We start from the raw sequence: 20,647 nt of genomic DNA, 5'->3' as shown, positions 1-20,647 counted from the left end.
AAAAGAGGGGTGTGAATTCTTTCACACCCTCTTCTTGCACCCTGTTGCTTTTTCTTCTATAATGAGACTGAATCCAAGGGAAAGGAGATGAGTCCCATTCCTCTCAGTGCTAGACAGCGGAAAATTGCGGAAATCGTACGGCAGGAGGGCCCGGTGGCCGGGGAAACCATTGCCCGGGAACTGGGGCTCAGCCGGGCGGCCCTCCGGTCCGACCTGGCCATCCTGACCATGAGCGGCATCCTGGATGCCCGGCCCCGGGTGGGGTACTACTACACTGGCAAGAACACCCTGGGGCTCCTCCAGGAGGAACTGTCTTCCGTTACCGTGGAAGACATCAAATCCGTTCCCATTGTGGTGAGCAGCGAAAAAAGTGCCTATGATGCCGCCATCACCATGTTCCTGGAAGACGTGGGCACCGTATTCGTGGTAGAAGGGCCGGAAGGACTGCTCCACGGGGTGGTGTCCCGGAAGGACCTGCTGAAGGCGGCCCTCAACCCCGGGTCCGACCTGCACCAGCTGCCGGTGGCCATGGTGATGACACCGCTGAGCAAAATCGTCACGGCCAAGCCGGAGGAACCGGCGGCTTCGGCAGCCCGGCGGCTTATGGACCACGAAATCGACTGCCTGCCGGTGGTCCGGCCTCTGGATGAGGATCCCCGGCGGCTGAAAGTCCTGGGACGGGTGACCAAGACCAACTTTACCCGGCTCCTGGTGGAGCTGGCGGAAGGAAAGGGAGGGAATTATCATAGCTAAAGCACCGATCATCTATGCCATCTCTGACTCCATCGGAGAAACTTCGGAATCCGTGGTGAAAGCCACCACCAGCCAGTTTGTCCAGGAGAAATTCGATATCATCCGGGTGCCCTACGTAAAGAGCGTGGAGCAGATCGACAAGATCCTCACGGAAGCCAAGGAACAGAATGCCATTGTGTGCTACACCATCGTGTCCCCGGAAATGCGGAAGGCAGTGGCCCAGAAGGCCATTGAACTGGATGTGGAAGTGGTGGACATCCTGGGTCCTGTGCTGAAGGCCATCGAGAAGACCTCCGGGCTCCTGCCCAAGAACCAGCCCGGCCTGATCCATGCCCTGGACCATGAATACTTCAAACGGGTGGCGGCGGTGGAATTTGCCATCAAGTACGATGACGGGAAGAACCCCTGGGGACTGGCCAAGGCGGACCTGGTGATCATCGGGGTGTCCCGGACTTCCAAGACCCCTCTTTCCATGTACCTGGCCAACAAGCAGCTGAAGGTGGCCAACGTGCCTCTGGTGCCGGAGATCCCGCCTCCTGAGGAACTGTTCAAGGTGCCTTCCAGCCGGATCATCGGTCTTTTGATCGACCCCTACAAGCTCAACGAGATCCGCTGTGCCCGGCTCAAGGCCATGGGGCTCACTGACGGGGCCAACTATGCGGACATCCACCGGATCCAGGAGGAACTGGAATACGCCCGGGCCATTATGCAGCAGCTCCACTGCATGATCATCAACGTGTCCAACCGGGCCATTGAGGAAACCGCCAGCCTGATCCTGGAATATCTCCGGAAACGTTTTGACTACGAATCCTGAAAAGGGATTTTGTCAAGAGGAAATTTCTGTATTAGCAGGAATTTCCTCTTTTTTGTCGAATACATACAGTACTGCAGGAGTGAAGAAGGAAGGATCCCATGGATGAACTGAAAGAAAAAATGACCAATTTCAAAGAGCAGGTGCGGCAGGCCGCGGATATCCTGGCCATCGTTTCCGAAACGGTGAACCTGAAGCGCCGTGGCACCCAGTACTGGGGCTGCTGTCCCTTCCATGGGGAAAAGACTCCTTCCTTCAAGGTGGATCCGGCCCGGGGGCTGTTCCACTGCTTCGGCTGCGGGGCCGGGGGAGATGTGTTCTCCTATGTGATGAAGCGGGACAATCTGACCTTCCCGGAAGCCCTGAAGCAGCTGGCGGAGAAGTACGGGATCCCGGTGCCGGAACGGGCCAAATCCGCCCGGGAAATCGCCCGGGAAAAGGAAACGAAAGAAGTGCTGGCCGCCAACGACCTGGCTTCCCGGTTCTTCCACTCCTGTCTGGTGAACACCCGGTACGGGGAGCGGGGGATCCAGTACCTGGCCGGCCGGGGCATCGGGAAGGACATTATCGAGTCCTTCGGCCTGGGGCTGGCCCCGCCGGATTTCCAGACTCTTTCCACCGCCCTGGAAAAACGGGGGGTGACGGAAGCCGTGCTGCTGAAGGCGGGGCTGGTCAGTCCCAGGCAGCGGGGCACCGGAGTCTACGATAAATTCCGGGCCCGGGTAATGATTCCCATCCGGGATCCCCGGGGCCGGGTGGTAGGCTTTACCGGCCGGATCCTGGACAAGGACGCCTCCCCGGCCAAGTACATGAACACCCCGGAAACCCCCTGGTTCCACAAGGGAAATCTGCTGTTCGGCCTGGATCGGGCTTCCGGCCCCATCCGGAAACGGCAGCAGGCCCTGATCGTGGAAGGACACATGGACGCCATCAGCCTCCATGCCGCCGGCATCGACTGGGCGGTGGCCTCCATGGGTACGGCTTTTACGGACCATCAGGCGGCCCTGTTGAAGCGGCTCACCCCGGAAGTGGTCTTCTGTTTCGACAGCGACCGGGCCGGACGGGCGGCGGCCATGCGGGCCATTCCCCTGGCCCTCCAGGCCGGGCTCAAATGCCGGGTGATGCATGTGACCGACGGGAAGGATCCGGACGAATTCATCCGAAAGGAAGGCAGGGAAGCCTTCGAGGAACTGCTGAAGAATGCTAAACCGGGCATGGACTACCAGATGGATACGGTGCTGGGAGAATGTGATCTGGAGACTCTGGGAGGCAAAGTGGAAGCGGTGGCCAAAGTGCTGCCCCTGTTCCGGGACTGCCAGAGCGACGTGGAAGTGGGGGAACGGATACGGGATCTGTCCCGGCGGCTGGCCATTGACGAAGGGCTGATCCAGAGCGAATACCGGAAGCTGACCCAGGGTCAGTTCGGGGGCCGGAGCTACAATCCGGAATGGCTCACCCAGCGGCAGGTGAAGGTGACCAGCCCTACGGAACAGGCGGAACGGCTGGTGCTCCGGGCTTTCCTGGAAGGAATCCCGCCCCGTCCGGGCCAGGAGGGCATCGCCCATCTGGAATCCTTCACCACCCCGGCCCGGCAGGCCATTTTCACCACCTTCCTCCGGATGGTCCAGGAAGGGACCTACCGGGATCCCCGGGACCTGTTCCCCCATCTGGAAGAAGAGGGAGCGGCAGAACTGACGGGGATCCTGAGCCTCAATGTGGAAAAGGGCACCCTGCCCTCCATCCTGGAGGACTGCCTCCGGCGGCTGCAGATTGCAGCCCTGGACCGGGAATATGAAAAACACAGCCAACTGGCGGAAAAATATGAAAAAGAGGGAAATGAAAAATTTTTGCAGGAATTAGAAGAATGTCGGCGAATAAAATTGGAGATAGGAAAATTGACAAAACCGGTATGAAGCCGGGAAATGCAGATTTTTCTCATTTGAAAGAAAGGAGGGAACGCCCCAATGACTGAAAAAGAAAAGAAAGAATTGGAGCCGCAGCTGACTGCCACGGCAGCAGAGAAAGGACAGAGTGAGGCCCAGCCCACGGCAGTGGGGAAAGCCAAGGCTGCTCCCAGAAAGAAGAAGGCGGCAAAAACCACGGGAAAGGCGGGTTCAGGAACGAAAACCAGAAGCAAGGCAGGCAAGAAAGACAAACCCAAAACCGCGGCGGAATACCTGGCGGAATTCGAAGCGCTGGCCAAAAAGAATCACGGCGTTCTCACCTACAAGGAAATCCAGGACCGGCTGCAGAACGAAGACACCGTCTCTGTAGATGAGATGGATGCCATCTATTCCAAACTGGCTGAAAAGAACATTGAAGTGGTGGATGACGGAGCCGAAGATGAGGAACCGGAAACCATCGATGAAGACGAACTGAAAGTGGACGAATCGGAACTGGCCAACCTGTCCGTTCCAGAAGGGGTCATTGTGGATGACCCGGTCCGCATGTATCTGAAGGAAATCGGCCGGGTGCCTCTTTTGGCCGGGGATGATGAAATCAAACTGGCCAAACGGGCCGACAAAGGCAACCAGGCCAAAGTCATCCTGAAAGGGGACAAGCCGGACGGGGAATTCCCGCCGGTGAACAAACGGCTGTCCATCGGCAAGCTGCTGGACGAGGCCAATGAACTGCTCACCAGAGAAGGCATCTGGGTGGACAACCGGAGCGTTTCCCTGACCTACCGGAAGGCCCAGCTTCTGTCCAATACGGATCACATCCTGGATACGGAAGACTACCAGAACCTGGTGAAGGCTTTCACCATGGACGAAAAGAAGCGGCTGAACCGGCTGCTCCAGGAAAACAAATACAAGGTGGCCCATACGGTGAAGTCCGTCCACCCGGACGATCCGGCGGAAGAAGCCGAGGAAAGCACCCTGGGGACTCTCCAGGAACTGTTTGCCGTGATCGACGACAAAGCCCTCCACCAGAAAGTGGATGAGGAAACCAAGAGCAAGATCGAAGAAGCCAAAAAACGCTTCAGCCGTCTCCTCCACCGGATGGAATTCTGCGGGGACAACGCCAAGAAATGCCTGTCCGAAGCCAACCTCCGGCTGGTGGTCAGCATTGCCAAACGGTATGTGGGCCGTGGGATGCTGTTCCTGGATCTGATCCAGGAAGGGAACCTGGGGCTGATCAAGGCTGTGGAAAAGTTCGATTACAACAAGGGATTCAAGTTCAGTACCTACGCCACCTGGTGGATCCGGCAGGCCATTACCCGTGCCATTGCCGACCAGGCCCGGACCATCCGGATCCCGGTGCACATGGTGGAAACCATCAACAAGCTGGTCCGGGTATCCCGGCAGCTGCTGCAGGAACTGGGACGGGAACCGACCCCGGAAGAAATCGCCAAGGAAATGGACGTGCCTGTGGAACGGGTCCGGGAGATCCAGAAAATCGCCCAGGAACCGGTTTCCCTGGAAACCCCTATCGGGGAAGAAGAAGACTCTCACTTGGGAGACTTCATCGAAGACCAGGAGGCTCCGTCTCCGGCGGATGCCGCCTCCTACACCCTGCTCCAGGAACAGCTGGGCAAGGTGCTCCAGGAACACCTGAGCGCCCGGGAACGGAGAGTGCTGGAACTGCGGTTTGGCCTTATGGACGGCCGTACCCGTACCCTGGAAGAAGTGGGCCAGTATTTCGGGGTCACCCGGGAACGGATCCGGCAGATTGAAGCCAAGGCCCTGCGGAAACTCCGGAGCCCCAAACGGAGCAAACCCCTGAAGGAATTCCTGGAATAATTGACAGAATTTCCTTTTCTGGTTTATAATTTTAGCATTGGGCCTATAGCTCAGCGGTAGAGCCCCCGGCTCATAACCGGTTGGTCCAAGGTTCGAATCCTTGTGGGCCCACCAACTGAAAAATCCAGGCGGAACTTGACAAGTTCCGCCTGATTTGTTATAGTTCCTCTGTAATACGCAATGAGGGGGTTGGCATCCCTGAGCGTTCGCTTCACAAGAGAGGCCGCTTTCGGGCGGCAAACAGGGTGGAACCGCGGAACAACCTCCCGTCCCTGTAATGTAGAGTATCCTGTCTATATTACAGAGACGGGAGTTTTTGTATAGGAGGAGAGAAAATGGATTTTCAGACCATCATTTTGAACCTGCAGAAGTACTGGGCCAACCAGGGCTGCATCATGGCTCAGCCTTATGACGTGGAAAAGGGCGCCGGGACCATGAACCCGTCCACCTTCCTGCGGGTACTGGGGCCGGAACCCTGGAACGTGTGCTATGTGGAACCTTCCCGCCGTCCTGCTGACGGCCGGTACGGGGACAACCCCAACCGTCTGTATCAGCATCACCAGTTCCAGGTGATCATGCAGCCGTCCCCCAGCAACATCCAAGAACTGTACTTGGAAAGCCTGCGGGAACTGGGCATCCATCCGGAAGAACATGATATCCGGTTCGTGGAAGACAACTGGGAATCTCCCACCCTGGGGGCCTGGGGTATGGGCTGGGAAGTTTGGCTGGACGGGATGGAAATCACCCAGTTCACCTATTTCCAGCAGGTGGGTTCCATCGACATCAAACCGGTGGCTGTGGAAATCACGTATGGCCTGGAACGGCTGGCCATGTACATCCAGGGGGTGGAAAACGTCTACGACCTCCAGTGGGTGGGGGATGTGACCTACGGGGATGTGTTCCACACCAACGAAGTGGAACAGTCCCGGTACAGCTTTGACATCGCCGACATCGACCTGCTGTTCGACCTGTTCGACAAGTACGAAAAGGAAGCCAAACGGGTCATCCTCACCGGCAACATCCGTCCGGCTTATGACTATGTGCTGAAATGCTCCCACACCTTCAATCTGCTGGATGCCCGGGGCGCCATCAGCGTCAGCGAACGGACCAACTACATTTCCCGGGTGCGGGCACTGGCTCGGCTGTGTGCGGCGGCCTATGTGGAACAACGGGAAAAACTGGGATTCCCCATGCTGAAGAGAGGGTAATGGATATGGCAAATTTATTATATGAAATCGGAACGGAAGAAATGCCGGCCCAATACATGCCCGGCATCCTGAAGGAATACAAGGAACTGGCCGGGAAGAAACTGGCCGAAGCCCGGATCCCCTTCAGCACGGTGAAAGTGTACGGGACTCCCCGCCGGATGGCTTTCCTGGCGGAAGGGGTAGCGGAAAAACAGGAAGACTCCAATGTGGAAAGCAAGGGGCCGTCCCTGAAGATTGCCTTTGACAAGGAAGGGAACCCCACCCGTGCCGCCCAGGGATTTGCCCGGGGCCAGGGTGTGGATGTAAAGGACCTGGTCCAGAAGGACGGCTATGTGTATGCCGTGAAGCATCTGGAAGGCAAAAAGACCATCGACCTGCTGCCGGCCATCCTGGATGACATCCTCCATTCTCTGAACTTCCCCAAAACCATGCGGTGGGCTGACTATGATTTCGGGTTCGTCCGTCCTTTCCGCTGGATGGTGGCTCTCCTGGATGACCAGGTGATCCCGGTGGAAGCCAACGATGTAAAGAGCGGCAGAGAAGCCCGGGGCCACCGGTTCCTGAGCAACCATCTGATCACCATCCCGGACGCTGCTTCCTACGAAAAGACCATGGAAGACAACTTCGTCATGGTGGACGTGGACAAACGCCGGGAAACCATCCGGAAACAGATCGAAGACCTGGCTGTGGCCGAAGGAGGCAAAGCCGCCATTTCTCCGGACCTGCTGGAAGAAGTCACCTTCCTGGTGGAATATCCCACGGCACTGTGCGGCCATATCGATGACAAGTACCTGCGTCTGCCGGACTGCGCCATCATCACCCCCATGCGGGATCATCAGCGGTACTTCCCCATGTTCGACAAGGATGGGAAACTGATGCCAAAATTCATCACCGTCCGCAACGGGGGCAAGGAACATCTGGACATCGTGACCCACGGGAATGAACGGGTGCTCCGGGCCCGTCTGGACGATGCAGTGTTCTTCTTCGACAACGACCGGAAGAAATCCCTGGCCCAGCACCGGGAAGGACTCCACGAAGTGGCCTTCCAGCACGGCCTGGGGAATATGTATGACAAGACGGAACGGCTCCAGAAGCTGTGCGACGTATTGGTGAAAGCCACCGGCCTGGAAGCGGATGCCAAGGCCGTGGAACGGGCTGCCCTCCTGTCCAAGGCGGATCTGGTCACCGGCATGGTAACAGAATTCACCGAACTCCAGGGCACCATGGGCAAGGAATATGCTCTCCTGGACAAGGAAGGGGAGAAAGTGGCCCAGGCCATCGGGGAACAGTACATGCCCCGGTTTGCCGGCGATGAACTGCCCCAGAGCAACGAAGGCCGGATTCTGGCTGTGGCGGACAAACTGGACAACATTGTGGCCACCTTCAGCCGGGGCATGGCGCCCACCGGGTCCCAGGATCCCTACGCCCTGCGCCGTCAGGCTCTGGGCATCCTGAACATCGTGGCCGACGGCGGAGTCCACTTCCCGCTCCGGGCCGTACTGGCGGAAACCCTGAAGAACCTGCCGGTGGAAGTGGAAAACGAAGCCAAGCTGCTGGATGAAGTGGCCGACTTCTTCGCCCAGCGGGCCAAGAACATGCTGCTGGACAAAGGGGTCCGGTATGACGTGGTGGATGCCGTCCTGGCCGCTCCGGGACTGGACGACCTGGCAGACATCTTCGTCCGGGCCGATGCCCTGGCTGCTTATCTGGAAACGGATAAAGCCGCCGACAGCATCCAGGCCTTCACCCGGGTGGAAAACATCAGCAAGAACAATGTGGTGGAAGCCCCTGTGGATGCCGCCCTCTTCCAGGATGCCGCAGAAAAGGCCCTCTTCGAAGCTGTGGAAAAAGTGGCTGCTGCCACCGCTCCTCTGGCTGCCGACCGGAAGTACGCCGACCTGCTGGCTGCCAACGATGAACTGGCCGCACCCGTCAACGCCTTCTTCGACGCGGTGATGGTCATGGACAAGGACGAAAAAGTAAAGAACAACCGTCTGGCCCTGCTGAACCAGGTGAAGAAGCAGGTAAACCAGGTGGCAGATCTGAGCCAGCTGGTAATGAAATAAAGAACTGTCAGCTGTCCACGGTCAGCGGCCGTAGGAAAGGACCCGTTCCCCTGCCGGGAAACGGGTCCTTTTTTTGATTACCTATTAAATAAATCAGCCAAAATTATAATATAGTTGATTTACAATGTAAATCAAAAAGCTCACTGTGGACTGCTGACTAGAGACTGCAGACAGGTCCTGCTGTCCCTACCGGGGCCACCTATTTTCCACAAACTCCAAAAACCGCTTCAGGGCGGGGAACTGGTCCGGATCCCGGTTCCAGACGAAATTCACGTGGCCGGTGGCAATCTGGTTCACGGGGATGGCCACCAGGTTCTTTTCGTCCTGGGCAAATTCTTCAGAAAGAAAACCCAGGGCGGCCTGGTGGCGGATGTATTCCAGGATGGTGAACACCTGGGAGGTCTGGTGGAGGATCCGGGGGTGGACCTGGCAGGCGGCGAACAGCCGGCGCAGGTACCGGGTCTGGCCGAACTGGTCGGTGAACAGGACCAGCGGTTCATCCTCCAGGTCCTGCAGGTCCACGGAAGTCCGCCGGGCCAGAGGATGGTCCCTGTGGACGAACAGCATGAGCCGGCTGTCCTTCAAGACCCGGCAGTGGTAGGGGGCTTCCGGCAGATGGTTGGTGACGCACAGGGCCAGATCGATTTCCTGCTGGTCCAGCAGGGAATACAGGGTGGGACCGGTGGCTTCGGTGGTGATGATCCGCAGCTGGGGCCAGGCTTCCTGGAGAGCCCGGTGGAGACCGGGGAAAATGGTGTTGCCGCACATGGGAACCAGGCCGATCCGCAGCAGAGCTTCTCCGGAGCCCAGGGACCGGGCGGTGGCCTCAAGCTGTTCATACTGGTCCTGGAATTTTCGGGCCTGTTCCAGGAATACCCGGCCGGCAGGGGTCAGGGCCAGGGAATTGTGATGCCGTTCCCACAGGGCGGCCCCGCACTGGCCTTCCAGTTCCCGGATGGCTTTGCTGAGTCCGGGCTGGGTGAGGTGGAGCTCTTCGGCGGCCTTGGTGAAGTTCATGTACCGGCAGGCGGTGATGAAGTAGCGGATCTGTTCCGGGGTGATGGACATGATTGCCTCCTGATTCTTTGGGATTTGCCAAACTTTTCGTTGGTCAGACTGAATGACAGAAAGTTCACAAAATAATACTTTTGTATTATAGTAATAGCATGAAAAGGGCGGGTCCGTCCATGGCTTTTTGGATTCTGGAAGAAAGAAGGAACAGCAATGGAAAAGAAAATCTACAAAATCGCAGTGATCGGCGGCGACGGCATCGGGCCGGAAGTGCTGGCGGAAGGCATCAAGGTATTGAAACGGACAGCGGAACTGGACGGTTCCTTTGGCTTTGACTTCACCTGTTTCCCCTGGGGCTGCCAGTACTACCTGGAACACGGGGAAATGATGCCGGAAGACGGGATCGAACAATTGTCCCATTTTGACGCCATCTATTTGGGGGCTGTGGGTTATCCCGGGGTGCCGGACCATATTTCTCTCCGGGGACTTCTGATCAAGATCCGGAAGAGCTTCGATGAGTATGTGAACCTGCGGCCGGTGAAACTGCTGAAAGGGGCTCCCTGCCCTCTGGCGGGAGTGAAACGGGAAGACATCGACATGGTGTTCGTCCGGGAAAACAGCGAAGGGGAATATGCCGGGGCCGGTGCCTGGCTGTACAAGGACACGCCCCGGGAAGTGGTGATCCAGGACAGCGTGTTCTCCCGGTTCGGCACGGAACGGATCATCCGGTACGCCTATGACCTGGCCCGGAAGGAACACAGATCCCTCACCAGCATTTCCAAAGGGAATGCCCTGAACTATTCCATGGTGTTCTGGGACCAGATCTTTGCGGAAGTGGGGAAGGACTATCCCGATGTGGAAACCCATTCCTACCTGGTGGATGCGGCCAGCATGTTCATGGTGAAGGATCCCAAACGGTACGGGATCATTGTGTGCTCCAACCTGTTCGGGGACATCCTGACGGACCTGGGAGCCGCCATTTCCGGCGGCATGGGCCTGGCCGCCGGTGCCAACCTGAACCCGGAACGGAAATATCCTTCCATGTTCGAACCCATCCACGGCAGTGCTCCGGATATTGCCGGCCAGGGCAAGGCGAACCCTCTGGCCTCCATATGGTCCGCCAGCCAGATGCTGGACTTCTTCGGCCACAAGGACTGGGGCCGGAAGCTGATTGACATCATCGAGACCATGATGGTGGAAAAGAAAGTCCTGACTCCGGACATGGGCGGCACCGCCACCACCCAGGAAGTGGGAGATGAAGCTGTACGGCTGTTGGAAAAATAACAAAAGAGCTGCCGCGTCGCGGCAGCTCTTTTGTTATTTACATTGCTCGAAGGCCTGGGCCAGGTCGTCCCGCAGGTCTTCTTTGTCTTCCAGGCCTACGGAGAACCGGAGCAGGGTGTGGGTGATGCCCTTTTCTTCCGCTTCTTCCGGGGTCAGGTCCGCATGGGTCTGGGTAATGGGATAGGTGAGCAGGCTTTCGGTGCCTCCCAGGCTTTCCGCGAACTGAATCAGATGGATCTTTTCCAGGATGGTCTTGGCGGCTTCCGGGGATTTCACATAGAAGGAAATCATCCCTCCGAATCCGTTGGCCTGTTTCTTCTGGATTTCATAGCCCGGGTGGTCCGGCAGGCCGGGATACAGCACCTTTTCCACCAGGGGCTGTTCCCGCAGCCACTGGGCCAGGTACAGGGCATTTTCCTGGTGCTGTTTCATCCGCACCGGCAGGGTCTTCAGGCTCCGGAGCAGGAGCCAGGCATCGAAGACGCTGAGCACGGCCCCGGTGGTCTTGTAGATGGTCCGGAGCCGGGCGGCCACCTCCGCTTCCCGGCTGACGGCAAACCCTGCCAGGGAGTCATTGTGGCCGGCCAGGTACTTGGTGCCGCTGTGGACCACAATATCCGCTCCCAGGGTCAGAGGCCGCTGGAAATAGGGGGACAGGAAGGTATTGTCCACAATCACCAGGATCCCGTGTTTGTGGGCCAGTTCGCTGATGGCTTCCAGGTCCGTGATTTCCATGGTGGGGTTGGTGGGAGTTTCCAGATAGATGGCTTTGGTGGCGGGGGTGATGGCCTCTTCCACGGCCTTCAGATCACTGGTGTGGACGGCGGTGAAGGTCAGGCCCAGGGGCTCATAGGTGGTCCGGAACAGCCGGAAGGACCCGCCGTACAGGTCGAAACCGGTGATCAGGTGGTCTCCCGGGGCAAAAAGCCGCATCACCGCATCAATGGCTGCCATGCCGGAGGAAAAGCACAGGGCATCGGTGCCCCCTTCCAGGGTGGACAGGACTTTTTCCAGTCTGGCGTGGGTGGGGTTGGATTCCCGGGTATAGGCCCAGCCGGTGGATTTCCCCAGGCCGGGATGGGCAAAAGTGGATGTGAGATACAGAGCCGGAGAGACGGCGCCGGTGGCATCGTTGGGGCCGCCTCCGTGGATACAGGCAGTGGTGAATTTCATGATTTTTTTCCTCCTTGCAGGGCACAGGGTGCCAATAATGCATACTATTTATATAGGAATACATTACCTGTTCCCGGAAATTTTGTCAAGGGGCCGGAACGGGCATGGAGACAGGGAAAGACGGGCAAAATGGTTTTCTAAATGATGGGACTGTGATATAATCTTTTAGTAAAACTGGTTCCGGCGGGCCCTGACTGCCCTGCTGGAATAGATTTTCGATAGGCGGTGAAAAAATGAGCGTTACAGTCAATGATGTAAAGCATATCGCAAATCTGTGCCGGTTAAATGTTCCGGACGATGAAATGGACAAGTTTGTTGAGCAGTTCAACCAGATTTTGAATTATGCTGAAATCTTAAAGAAAGTGGATACCAAGGGAATCGAACCTTCTCCCTATGTGCTTCCCATCAGCAATGTGCTGCGGGAAGACGTTCCTGTTGAGAGCCTGTCCCACGAGGACGCCATGAAGAATGCTCCGGAGGAATATGAAGGCGGCTTCAAAGTTCCCCGGGTTATCGAATAAGAGGAGGCAGAACAGTGGCTTTATACAGTGAAACTGCACATGAGCTCCATGACAAGCTGGTGAAGAAAGAAATCAGCTCCGTGGAACTGACCAAAGCGGTCTATGACCGGATCGACGAAGTGGAAGACCAGGTCAAGGCCTATATTACCTTGGACAAGGAAAATGCCCTGGCCCAGGCAGCCAAAGTGGACAAGATGATCGCCGACGGCGAGACCATCAAACCCCTGGCCGGGATCCCCGGCGCCATCAAGGACAACATCAGCGTAAAGGGTGTCCGGATGACCTGCGCCTCCAAGATCCTGGAAAACTTCGTGCCGGTATACGATGCCCACGTCATCGAAAACCTGCGGAAGGACGAAACCATTTTCCTGGGCAAGACCAACATGGATGAATTCGCCATGGGGTCCACCACGGAAACCTCCCATTTCCAGATCACTCACAACCCCTGGGATCTGTCCCGGGTGCCCGGCGGTTCTTCCGGCGGCAGCGCTGCCAGCATTGCAGCCGGGGAAGCCATTTGGTCCCTGGGCTCTGATACCGGCGGTTCCATCCGGCAGCCGGCTTTCTTCAACGGCTGCGTAGGGCTGAAACCCACCTACGGCCGGGTTTCCCGGTACGGCTGTGTGGCTTTCGCCTCCTCCCTGGACCAGGTGGGGCCCATTGCCCGTGACGTCACCGACGCCGCCCTGGTGCTGAACACCATCAGCGGCCTGGATGCCCATGATTCCACCTCCTATGATGCACCGGTCCCTGACTACACCAAGGCTCTGCGCCAGGATGTGAAGGACCTGACCATCGGCCTGCCCAAGGAATACTTCGGGGAAGGCACGGACCCCAAAGTGGCTGCCCAGATCAAGCTGGCTGCCAAGAAGTTCGAAGAACTGGGTGCCCATGTGATCGAAGTGTCCCTGCCTCATACGGAATATGCCGTAATCACCTATTACATCATCGCTCCGGCAGAAGCCTCCGCCAACCTGGGCCGTTTCGACGGTGTCCGGTACGGCTTCCGGGAAATGGCTGCGGAAAGCGCTCCGGAAATGATGCGCAAGACCCGTACGGAAGGCTTCGGCAAGGAAGTCCGCCGCCGGATCATGCTGGGGACCTACGTGCTCAGCTCCGGGTACTATGATGCCTATTACAACAAGGCCATGCAGGTCCGGACCCTGATCCGTCAGGACTTTGCCAACGCCTTCGAAAAATGCGATCTGCTGCTGACTCCCACCTCCCCGGTGGTGGCTTATCCTCTGGATGCCAAGATGGATCCTCTGACCGTCTACATGCTGGACGTAACCACCATTCCGGTGAACATGGCCGGCCTGCCCGGCATTTCCATCCCCTGCGGCTTTGTGGACAACATGCCGGTAGGGGCCCAGCTCATCGGCAAGGCTCTGGGCGAAGAGACCCTGCTGCGGGCAGCTTATACCTTTGAACAGGCTACGGATTTCCATAAAGCCGTGGCACCTCTGGGAGGTCGGAAATAATGACAGAATATACTACCGTAATCGGTCTGGAAGTCCATGCGGAACTGAAAACCAAGACCAAGGCTTTCTGCTCCTGCTCCACGGAATTCGGCGGTGCCCCCAACACCCATGTATGCCCGGTTTGTCTGGGCATGCCCGGGGCTCTGCCTGTGATCAACAAGCAGATGGTGGAATTTGCCCTGCGCTTTGCTCTGGCTGTGAACTGCGAGATCCAGCGCTACAGCAAATTCGACCGGAAAAACTACTACTATCCGGATCTGGCCAAAGCCTACCAGATTTCCCAGTTCTATCAGCCCATTGCCCTGAACGGGCACCTGGACGTGAACGTGGACGGGGAAACCAAACGGATCGGCATCACCCGGATCCATATGGAAGAAGACGCCGGGAAACTGGTCCATTCCGGTGCTTCCATCAGCACCTCTGATTTCTCTGCAGTGGACTACAACCGGGCCGGGGTGCCTCTGATCGAAATCGTGTCCGAACCGGACATGCGGTCTGCGGCGGAAGCCCGTGCCTACATGGAAAAACTCCGGGCCTACCTCCAGTACACCGGGGTCTGCGACGGCAAGATGCAGGAAGGCTCCATGCGCTGCGATGCCAACATTTCCATTATGCCCGTAGGGGCCAAGGAATTCGGCACCCGGGCGGAAATCAAGAACCTGAACTCCTTCAAGGCCCTGGAAAGAGCCATTGAATACGAAGTGGAACGGCAGAAGGAAATTCTGGAAGACGGGGGCCATGTGGTCCAGGAAACCCGTACCTGGGACGATGCCCAGGGGATGACCTTCTCCATGCGGTCCAAGGAAGAAGCCCACGATTACCGGTATTTCCCGGAACCGGACCTGGCTCCCATCATCATCGAAAAAGAATGGGTGGAAAAGGCCAAGAGCGAACTGCCGGAACTGCCGGATGCCCGGAAAGCCCGTCTCATGAACGAAAAAGGGCTGGATGACTATTCTGCAGAACTGATCGTGGCTGACAAGAAGATGGCTGAGTACTTCGATGCAGCCGCCAAGGAAACCGACGACGCCAAAGGCGTGGCCAACTGGATCCTGGGGGATGTGTCCGCGTACCTGAACAGCAACAACTGCGGCATCGGGGAATTCCCCGTGTCCCCGGCTCATCTGGGACAGATGGTGGCCCTGATCAAAAAGGGCGTGCTGTCCAGCAAACTGGCCAAGAAGGTCTTTGCAGAAATGCTGAAAAAGGACGAAGCTCCTGCCGATCTGGTGAAGAAGCTGGGCCTGGAACAGGTCAGCGACGAAGGAGCCATCCAGGCCATGGTGGATGAGGCCATTGCTGCCAATCCCCAGTCTGTAGCCGACTACAAGGCCGGCAAGGACAAGGCCATCGGCTTCCTGGTAGGCCAGGTCATGAAGAAATCCCGGGGCAAAGCCAACCCGGGCATGGTAAACAAACTGATCATCAAGACCATTAAGGGTGAATGACAGAGGCGCCGTTGCGGAAGCAACAGTACCGTCAACGGTCAGCTGACAAAAAGAGCTGGTGCTTAGGCACCGGCTCTTTTTTTACCACAAATTTCACACCTTTGATCTTCCTTTTTCATGGGGAACTGTTATGATTAGGAATACAATAACAACAGGGAGGGAGAAAGATGCTGCAGCATACGGAAAGACGCCGGTGGCGCTGGCTGCTGGTGGGGGCGCTGCTGCCGGGACTGTTCCTGGGGCAGCTGGACAATGCCGTCCAGCACCGGATGCCCCGGTACATCCAGCGCTATATGACAGGAGGGCCCCGGCTGGGGTTCCTCCAGTGGCCCCAGGATCTCCAGGCCGTCCGGTACGAGCTGGAGATCTTCTCCCAGATCCCTGAGGAACTGGATCCGGAACATTCGGTAGAAGAAGTCCTGTACCGGGATGCTGAAATCTACACCAACCGGATCCTGCTGGATGAAGAGAAGCTGCCGGATCTGGATGGAGAGCTGCCTCTTTTCTGGCGGGTCCGGGCCTACAACCTGGACGGGAATCCCCTGGGAGGCTATTCCCAGCCGGCAGAGCTCCAGAACACCCTGGAACGGAACCTGCGTGATGCACCGGTGCCCCGTCCCATGAAGAGGGACCAGCCCGGTTCCCGGATCCTGTATCCGGTGTATTCCTATACAAGTCTTCCGGGGGCCAGCCAGTACGAAGTGGAAGTGCTGGACCAGCTGCCGGAAAAAATGGGGGGCATCCTGCCTTCCCGGCACCGGGTCTATGCAGAAACTACGGAACTGACGGACCTGTACGACAAGGAACCCCGGATCGGCACTTATTACTGGCGGGTCCGGGGGATGGACGGCAAGGGCCGGCCGGTGGGGGAATGGAGCCTGCCGGAAAAAGTGGAACTGGAACCAACGGATCGGGTCCAGGTGGGCATCTTCGGAGACAGCATTTCCCATGGAGGGGGCCGGCTGTCCTTCAGCCCCTCGGACCTGGAATACAGCTATGCCCATTACATCTCTGTGCCTACAGTGAACCTGTCGGAAAGCGGGGACACCAGTGAAATGATGGTGGAACGGTTTGAACGGGATGTGCTGCCTTTCCATCTGAAGACCCTTCTGATCATGGGAGGCAGCAACAGCCTCCGGAATGGGACGGAACCGGAAGAGGTGATCGCCGATCTCCGGAAGATCCAGGCTATGTGTCGGGAAAACGGCATCACCCCGGTGCTCCTGACCCTGGCACCCATCAACCCGGGAAACATCGAAAAGGCTTTTGACGAGCCTACGGACAGCCACTGGCAGGAAGCTTTCCGGAAGGTGAACGCGTACATCCGCACCCAGCCCCACATCGATGTGGCGGCGCCTTTTGAAGCCATGGGTCCGGAGCTGCCTACGGAAATGGCCCTGGACGGTCTCCATGGAGACGTGCCCATGAAACGGATCATGGGCCAGGTGATCAGTGACCAGGTAAGGGAGTTTTTGTAAGGGTATGATATAATGACCCTGTAAACCAGAAAAAGGGGGCGGACCATGGATAAAAAGGCATTGAAGGCATTCTGCCGGGAACTGGGCCTGACGGAAGTGGGCGTGGCTCCCAGCCATCTGCCGGTGCCCGATCCTTTTCCGGAGGTGTGTCCCCTGGCGGCGGGGAAGGGACTGGAACGGTATGATCTTACCACTCAGCTCCCGGGCTGCCGGGGAGCCGTGGTGATCCTTTTTCCCTACCGGTTGGAACCGTCATCCGGCAGCAATCTGTCCTGTTACTGCCAGATCCCGGATTACCATCCGGTGGTCCGGGAGTATCTGGAGAAAATCGCCGGCTGGATGGAAGGCCAGGCCCCTGGCAGCCGGCAGCTGGCCATTGTGGATACCTCCCCTCTGGCGGAACGGGACCTGGCGGTCCAGGCCGGACTGGGATTTCTGGGGGACAACGGCTGCCTCATTAACGACACCTGGGGTTCCTGGTGCTTCATCGGGGCAGTGCTCACCACCCAGCCTCTGGAGCCGGACCGGCCTCTGGAACGGAGCTGCCGCCACTGCGGGGCCTGTGCCCGGGTCTGTCCCGGACAGTGTTTCCAGGGAGGGACCTACACCTACCGGACCTGCAAATCCTACCTGACCCAGAAAAAAGGAGAACTGACCGAATCAGAACAGGCTGTCCTCCGGGAAACGCCCCTGATCTTCGGCTGTGATGAATGCCAGCGGGTCTGCCCCCACAACCAGCAGGTGCCGGAAACCCCTCTGACAGAATTCCGCCGGGACCGTCTGCTCCGGCTGGACCGGCAGGATCTGGAAAACCTGACCAACCGGCAGTTCCGGGAACGGTACGGATCCTATGCCTTTGCCTGGCGGGGGAAAAAGCTCCTGCTCCGGAACCTGGAACTGGTGGAACAAAAGGAAAAGGAACAACAGGAAAGTCAGTGAACACAGGAGGTGTCCTATGGCAAATATCCAGACCATCCCGCTGCCCCGGGATCTGATCCAGTTTGTCTTTGAAGCGGCCTACATCCAGCGGTGGAACGATTATATCCGGCCCCAGGGCTTTACGGAACTGGACAAACAGGCTCACAAGATGATGATCCTCTATGTGCTGGCCCGGTATGAGGAACAGGACCATGGAGCCAGCCTGGACTGGCAGGTGCTGGTGGAAGGGGGCATCTTCGAATTCCTCCACCGGGTGGTGCTCACGGACATCAAGCCCCCGGTGTTCCACGAGCTGATGGAAAAAAGCGGCGCCCGGCTGAACCAGTGGGTGTACAAGGAACTGGTACGGCGGGTGCCGTCTCTGGCCGGCAGTCTCTTTATGGCCAAGATGGAGGCCTATCTGGACGGAGACAGCCATCCTTTGGAGAAACAGCTGATCCGGGCCGCCCACTACCTGGCCACGGAATGGGAGTTCCGGATCATCTACCGGATGAACCAGGGGATTTTCGGAGTGGAGGAAATCAGGGAGCGGATCGCCGACAACATCGAAGACCATTACAACCTGGCAGGGGTCCAGAAAATCGCCATGAACGGGAAGACCCGGAAGTTCGTGGATCTTATCGGCAAGCTCCGGTTCCAGAAGCGCTGGTCCCAGTCTCCCCGGGTGCCGGAAACTTCCGTCATGGGCCACGTGCTGGTGGTGGCCATCATGGGGTACTTCTGCGCCCTGTCCATGGGGGCCTGCAAGGGACGGCTGGTGAACGATTTCCTGGGCGGCCTGTGGCATGACCTGCCGGAAGTGCTCACCCGGGACATTATTTCTCCCATCAAAAGGTCCATCGAAGGCCTGGACGAACTGATCAAGGACATCGAACAGCGGCAGATGGAAGAAATCCTGCTGCCCCTCCTGCCGGCCGCCTGGCATGAGGATATCCTGAATTTCACCGTCCATGAATTCGATAACAGGATCCGGGAAAAGGGAAAGGTCCGGCTGCTGGCGGGGGATATCCCGGAAGCATACAACCGGGATGAGTACAGCCCGGTGGACGGCCGGGTGCTCAAGGGCTGCGACCATCTGGCGGCCTTTATGGAAGCCTGGCTCAGCATCCAGTGCGGCATCACCTCCTCCCATCTGGCAGGGGTGGTGGAAGAACTTCCCCGGGCCTACCAGGGAAAAATCATCGGCGGCGTCGATTTCGGGAAGATCTATGAGCAGTTCCGGTGAAATGTGTGCTGCACGTTATGTGCAGCACACATTTCTTATATATGCAATAAGAATACGATGAATTGCAGGAATTTTTCCTCAAAATAAATTTGTATACAAAATACAAAAAACGATTCCATATTTTCTGAAAGGTGCTATAATAAGCATTGTAAGGGTTCACTAGATACTATTTTTAGGAGGCGTTACAAATGAGTTTGTTTGAAATGGCAAAGATTCCTATGGAAAAGGCTAGTAAGCTGATCAATCTGGATCCCAACGCTGAGGCAGTCATCTCCCAGCCTGAACGGACCCTGGAAGTCAGCATCCCTGTAAAGATGGATGATGGCCACGTGGAAGTATTCACCGGCTACCGTTCTCAGAACAGCACCGTGCTTGGGCCTGCCAAAGGCGGCGTACGGTACCATCAGAACGTATCCATGGATGAAGTAAAGACCCTGGGCTTCTGGATGACCACCAAATGCGCCATCGCTGGTCTGCCTTACGGCGGCGGCAAAGGCGGCATCATTGTGGATCCCCGGAAAGTATCCAAGACTGAACTGGAAAAGATCACCCGTGGGTACATCGACAAGATTGCTCCGGTAATCGGCGAAAAGAAAGATATCCCGGCTCCTGACGTGAACACCAACGCCCAGATCATGGCCTGGATGTGCGATGAATTCTCCAAGATCAACTGCCAGTTCGCTCCTGGTTTCATCACCGGGAAAGCCATCTGCATGGGCGGTTCTCAGGGCCGTACCTCTGCAACGGGCCGTGGCGTAATCACCGCTACTCTGGAACTGCTGAAGAGAGAAGGAGTTAAACCGGAAGACGCTACTCTGGCTATCCAGGGCTTCGGCAACGTAGGTTCCTGGACCGCTAAATGCGCAGCCGACAAAGGCCTGAAGATCGTAGCTCTGAGCGATATCAGCGGCGGGATCTATGATGCCAACGGCTTCGATCCGTACAAAGTGGAAGAATATGCCAAGAACAACGGCGGCGTGATTAAAGGGTATCCTGGCGCTACCCCGATCAGCAACGAAGAAGTGCTGGAACAGGATGTAACCGTACTGATCCCGGCTGCTCTGGAACTGCAGATCACTGCCAAGAATGCTGACAAGATCAAAGCAAAAATGATCGTGGAAGCAGCCAACGGGCCGACCGATGCAGAAGCAGACGTCATCCTGGAAAAGAGAGGCATCCCTGTAGTGCCTGACGTGCTGGCCAACGGCGGCGGCGTAACCGTATCCTACTTCGAATGGGTACAGAACCTGTACAGATACTTCTGGACGGAAGAAGAAGTCGTCGACAGACAGGAACAGATGATGGTGAAGGCATTCGGCAACGTATATGACGCAGCCAAGAAATACAACACCACCATGCGTGTAGGCGCCTACATCGTAGCTCTGAACGCTCTGGTAGAACCTCTGAAACTGAGAGGCATTATCTAATAGAACCCTACAAACGGAGCTTGTGCCCAGACGGCACAGCAAAACACCCCGGACAGTGGCTGTCCGGGGTGTTTTGTTTATC

The 20,647-nt window shown here is 57.4% G+C and carries 16 protein-coding genes, 1 tRNA gene and 1 pseudogene; 16 read left to right on the top strand and 2 right to left on the bottom strand.

Features of this window, described 5'->3' with window-relative positions; genetic code table 11:
- Window positions 1-87: 87 nt before the first annotated feature.
- The 8 genes and pseudogenes from FX155_RS03910 to glyS all read left to right on the top strand — a co-directional run bounded on the left by FX155_RS03910 (window position 88) and on the right by glyS (window position 8,578).
- Window positions 88-753, top strand: a complete 666-nt coding sequence (locus tag FX155_RS03910; RefSeq protein ID WP_154487829.1) for a helix-turn-helix transcriptional regulator — start codon at window positions 88-90, stop codon at window positions 751-753.
- Complete coding sequence (locus FX155_RS03905) at window positions 746-1,567, top strand: pyruvate, water dikinase regulatory protein (RefSeq protein WP_347567405.1); 822 nt, start codon at window positions 746-748, stop codon at window positions 1,565-1,567. Before FX155_RS03910 ends, FX155_RS03905 begins: the two co-directional genes overlap by 8 nt.
- 98 nt (window positions 1,568-1,665) lie before the next feature.
- Window positions 1,666-3,477: a DNA primase gene (gene dnaG, locus FX155_RS03900; RefSeq protein ID WP_022487641.1), complete on the top strand. Its 1,812-nt coding sequence runs from the start codon at window positions 1,666-1,668 to the stop codon at window positions 3,475-3,477.
- Between the two features lie 51 nt (window positions 3,478-3,528).
- Window positions 3,529-4,053: pseudogene (locus tag FX155_RS11725) on the top strand (RNA polymerase sigma factor region1.1 domain-containing protein); the annotation flags it as partial.
- 54 nt (window positions 4,054-4,107) lie between these two features.
- A complete protein-coding gene (gene rpoD, locus FX155_RS11680) occupies window positions 4,108-5,304 on the top strand; it encodes an RNA polymerase sigma factor RpoD (RefSeq protein WP_374047541.1) in 1,197 nt (398 codons plus the stop codon).
- Window positions 5,305-5,343: 39 nt separating this feature from the next.
- Window positions 5,344-5,418: transfer RNA gene (locus FX155_RS03890), tRNA-Ile, on the top strand.
- Window positions 5,419-5,639: 221 nt separating this feature from the next.
- Window positions 5,640-6,512, top strand: a complete 873-nt coding sequence (gene glyQ / locus FX155_RS03885; protein ID WP_022487639.1) for a glycine--tRNA ligase subunit alpha — start codon at window positions 5,640-5,642, stop codon at window positions 6,510-6,512.
- 5 nt (window positions 6,513-6,517) lie between these two features.
- Window positions 6,518-8,578: a glycine--tRNA ligase subunit beta gene (gene glyS / locus FX155_RS03880; protein ID WP_022487638.1), complete on the top strand. Its 2,061-nt coding sequence runs from the start codon at window positions 6,518-6,520 to the stop codon at window positions 8,576-8,578.
- A gap of 186 nt (window positions 8,579-8,764) precedes the next feature.
- On the opposite strand, the gene FX155_RS03875 is transcribed toward glyS, so the two are convergent.
- Complete coding sequence (locus tag FX155_RS03875) at window positions 8,765-9,646, bottom strand: LysR family transcriptional regulator (protein WP_022487637.1); 882 nt, start codon at window positions 9,644-9,646, stop codon at window positions 8,765-8,767.
- Between the two features lie 156 nt (window positions 9,647-9,802).
- Here FX155_RS03875 and FX155_RS03870 point away from each other — a divergent pair, with 156 nt between their 5' ends.
- The gene (locus FX155_RS03870) at window positions 9,803-10,873 is read left to right on the top strand and encodes a tartrate dehydrogenase (protein ID WP_022487636.1); all 1,071 of its coding nucleotides are present in this window, start codon (window positions 9,803-9,805) and stop codon (window positions 10,871-10,873) included.
- A 33-nt stretch (window positions 10,874-10,906) separates the two neighbouring features.
- Here the strand turns inward: FX155_RS03870 and FX155_RS03865 are convergent, their stop codons facing one another.
- Window positions 10,907-12,046 carry a trans-sulfuration enzyme family protein gene (locus FX155_RS03865; RefSeq protein ID WP_022487635.1) on the bottom strand — a complete coding sequence of 380 codons (1,140 nt, stop codon included), beginning with the start codon at window positions 12,044-12,046 and terminating at the stop codon, window positions 10,907-10,909.
- Window positions 12,047-12,279: 233 nt separating this feature from the next.
- Here FX155_RS03865 and gatC point away from each other — a divergent pair, with 233 nt between their 5' ends.
- The 7 genes from gatC to FX155_RS03830 all read left to right on the top strand — a co-directional run bounded on the left by gatC (window position 12,280) and on the right by FX155_RS03830 (window position 20,565).
- Window positions 12,280-12,567, top strand: coding sequence for an Asp-tRNA(Asn)/Glu-tRNA(Gln) amidotransferase subunit GatC (gatC, locus tag FX155_RS03860; protein WP_022487634.1), 288 nt, complete (start codon window positions 12,280-12,282; stop codon window positions 12,565-12,567).
- Between the two features lie 14 nt (window positions 12,568-12,581).
- Window positions 12,582-14,048, top strand: coding sequence for an Asp-tRNA(Asn)/Glu-tRNA(Gln) amidotransferase subunit GatA (gene gatA, locus FX155_RS03855; protein ID WP_279127896.1), 1,467 nt, complete (start codon window positions 12,582-12,584; stop codon window positions 14,046-14,048).
- Window positions 14,048-15,496 (top strand): Asp-tRNA(Asn)/Glu-tRNA(Gln) amidotransferase subunit GatB, encoded by a 1,449-nt coding sequence (gene gatB, locus FX155_RS03850; protein WP_022487632.1) that lies wholly within the window; start codon window positions 14,048-14,050, stop codon window positions 15,494-15,496. The genes gatA and gatB overlap by 1 nt, the downstream gene beginning before the upstream one ends.
- A 167-nt stretch (window positions 15,497-15,663) precedes the next feature.
- The gene (locus FX155_RS03845) at window positions 15,664-16,974 is read left to right on the top strand and encodes an SGNH/GDSL hydrolase family protein (RefSeq protein ID WP_022487631.1); all 1,311 of its coding nucleotides are present in this window, start codon (window positions 15,664-15,666) and stop codon (window positions 16,972-16,974) included.
- Between the two features lie 45 nt (window positions 16,975-17,019).
- Window positions 17,020-17,913, top strand: coding sequence for an epoxyqueuosine reductase (locus FX155_RS03840; RefSeq protein WP_154487828.1), 894 nt, complete (start codon window positions 17,020-17,022; stop codon window positions 17,911-17,913).
- A gap of 16 nt (window positions 17,914-17,929) precedes the next feature.
- A complete protein-coding gene (locus FX155_RS03835; protein ID WP_154487827.1) occupies window positions 17,930-19,138 on the top strand; it encodes an HD domain-containing protein in 1,209 nt (402 codons plus the stop codon).
- 188 nt (window positions 19,139-19,326) lie between these two features.
- A complete protein-coding gene (locus FX155_RS03830; protein ID WP_154487823.1) occupies window positions 19,327-20,565 on the top strand; it encodes a Glu/Leu/Phe/Val family dehydrogenase in 1,239 nt (412 codons plus the stop codon).
- The last annotated feature ends 82 nt before the right edge of the window (window positions 20,566-20,647 follow it).

It is taken from the genome of Acidaminococcus fermentans (assembly GCF_009696675.1).
Taxonomy (GTDB): Bacteria; Bacillota; Negativicutes; order Acidaminococcales; family Acidaminococcaceae; genus Acidaminococcus.
This window is presented reverse-complemented; position numbering and strand designations above follow the sequence as displayed.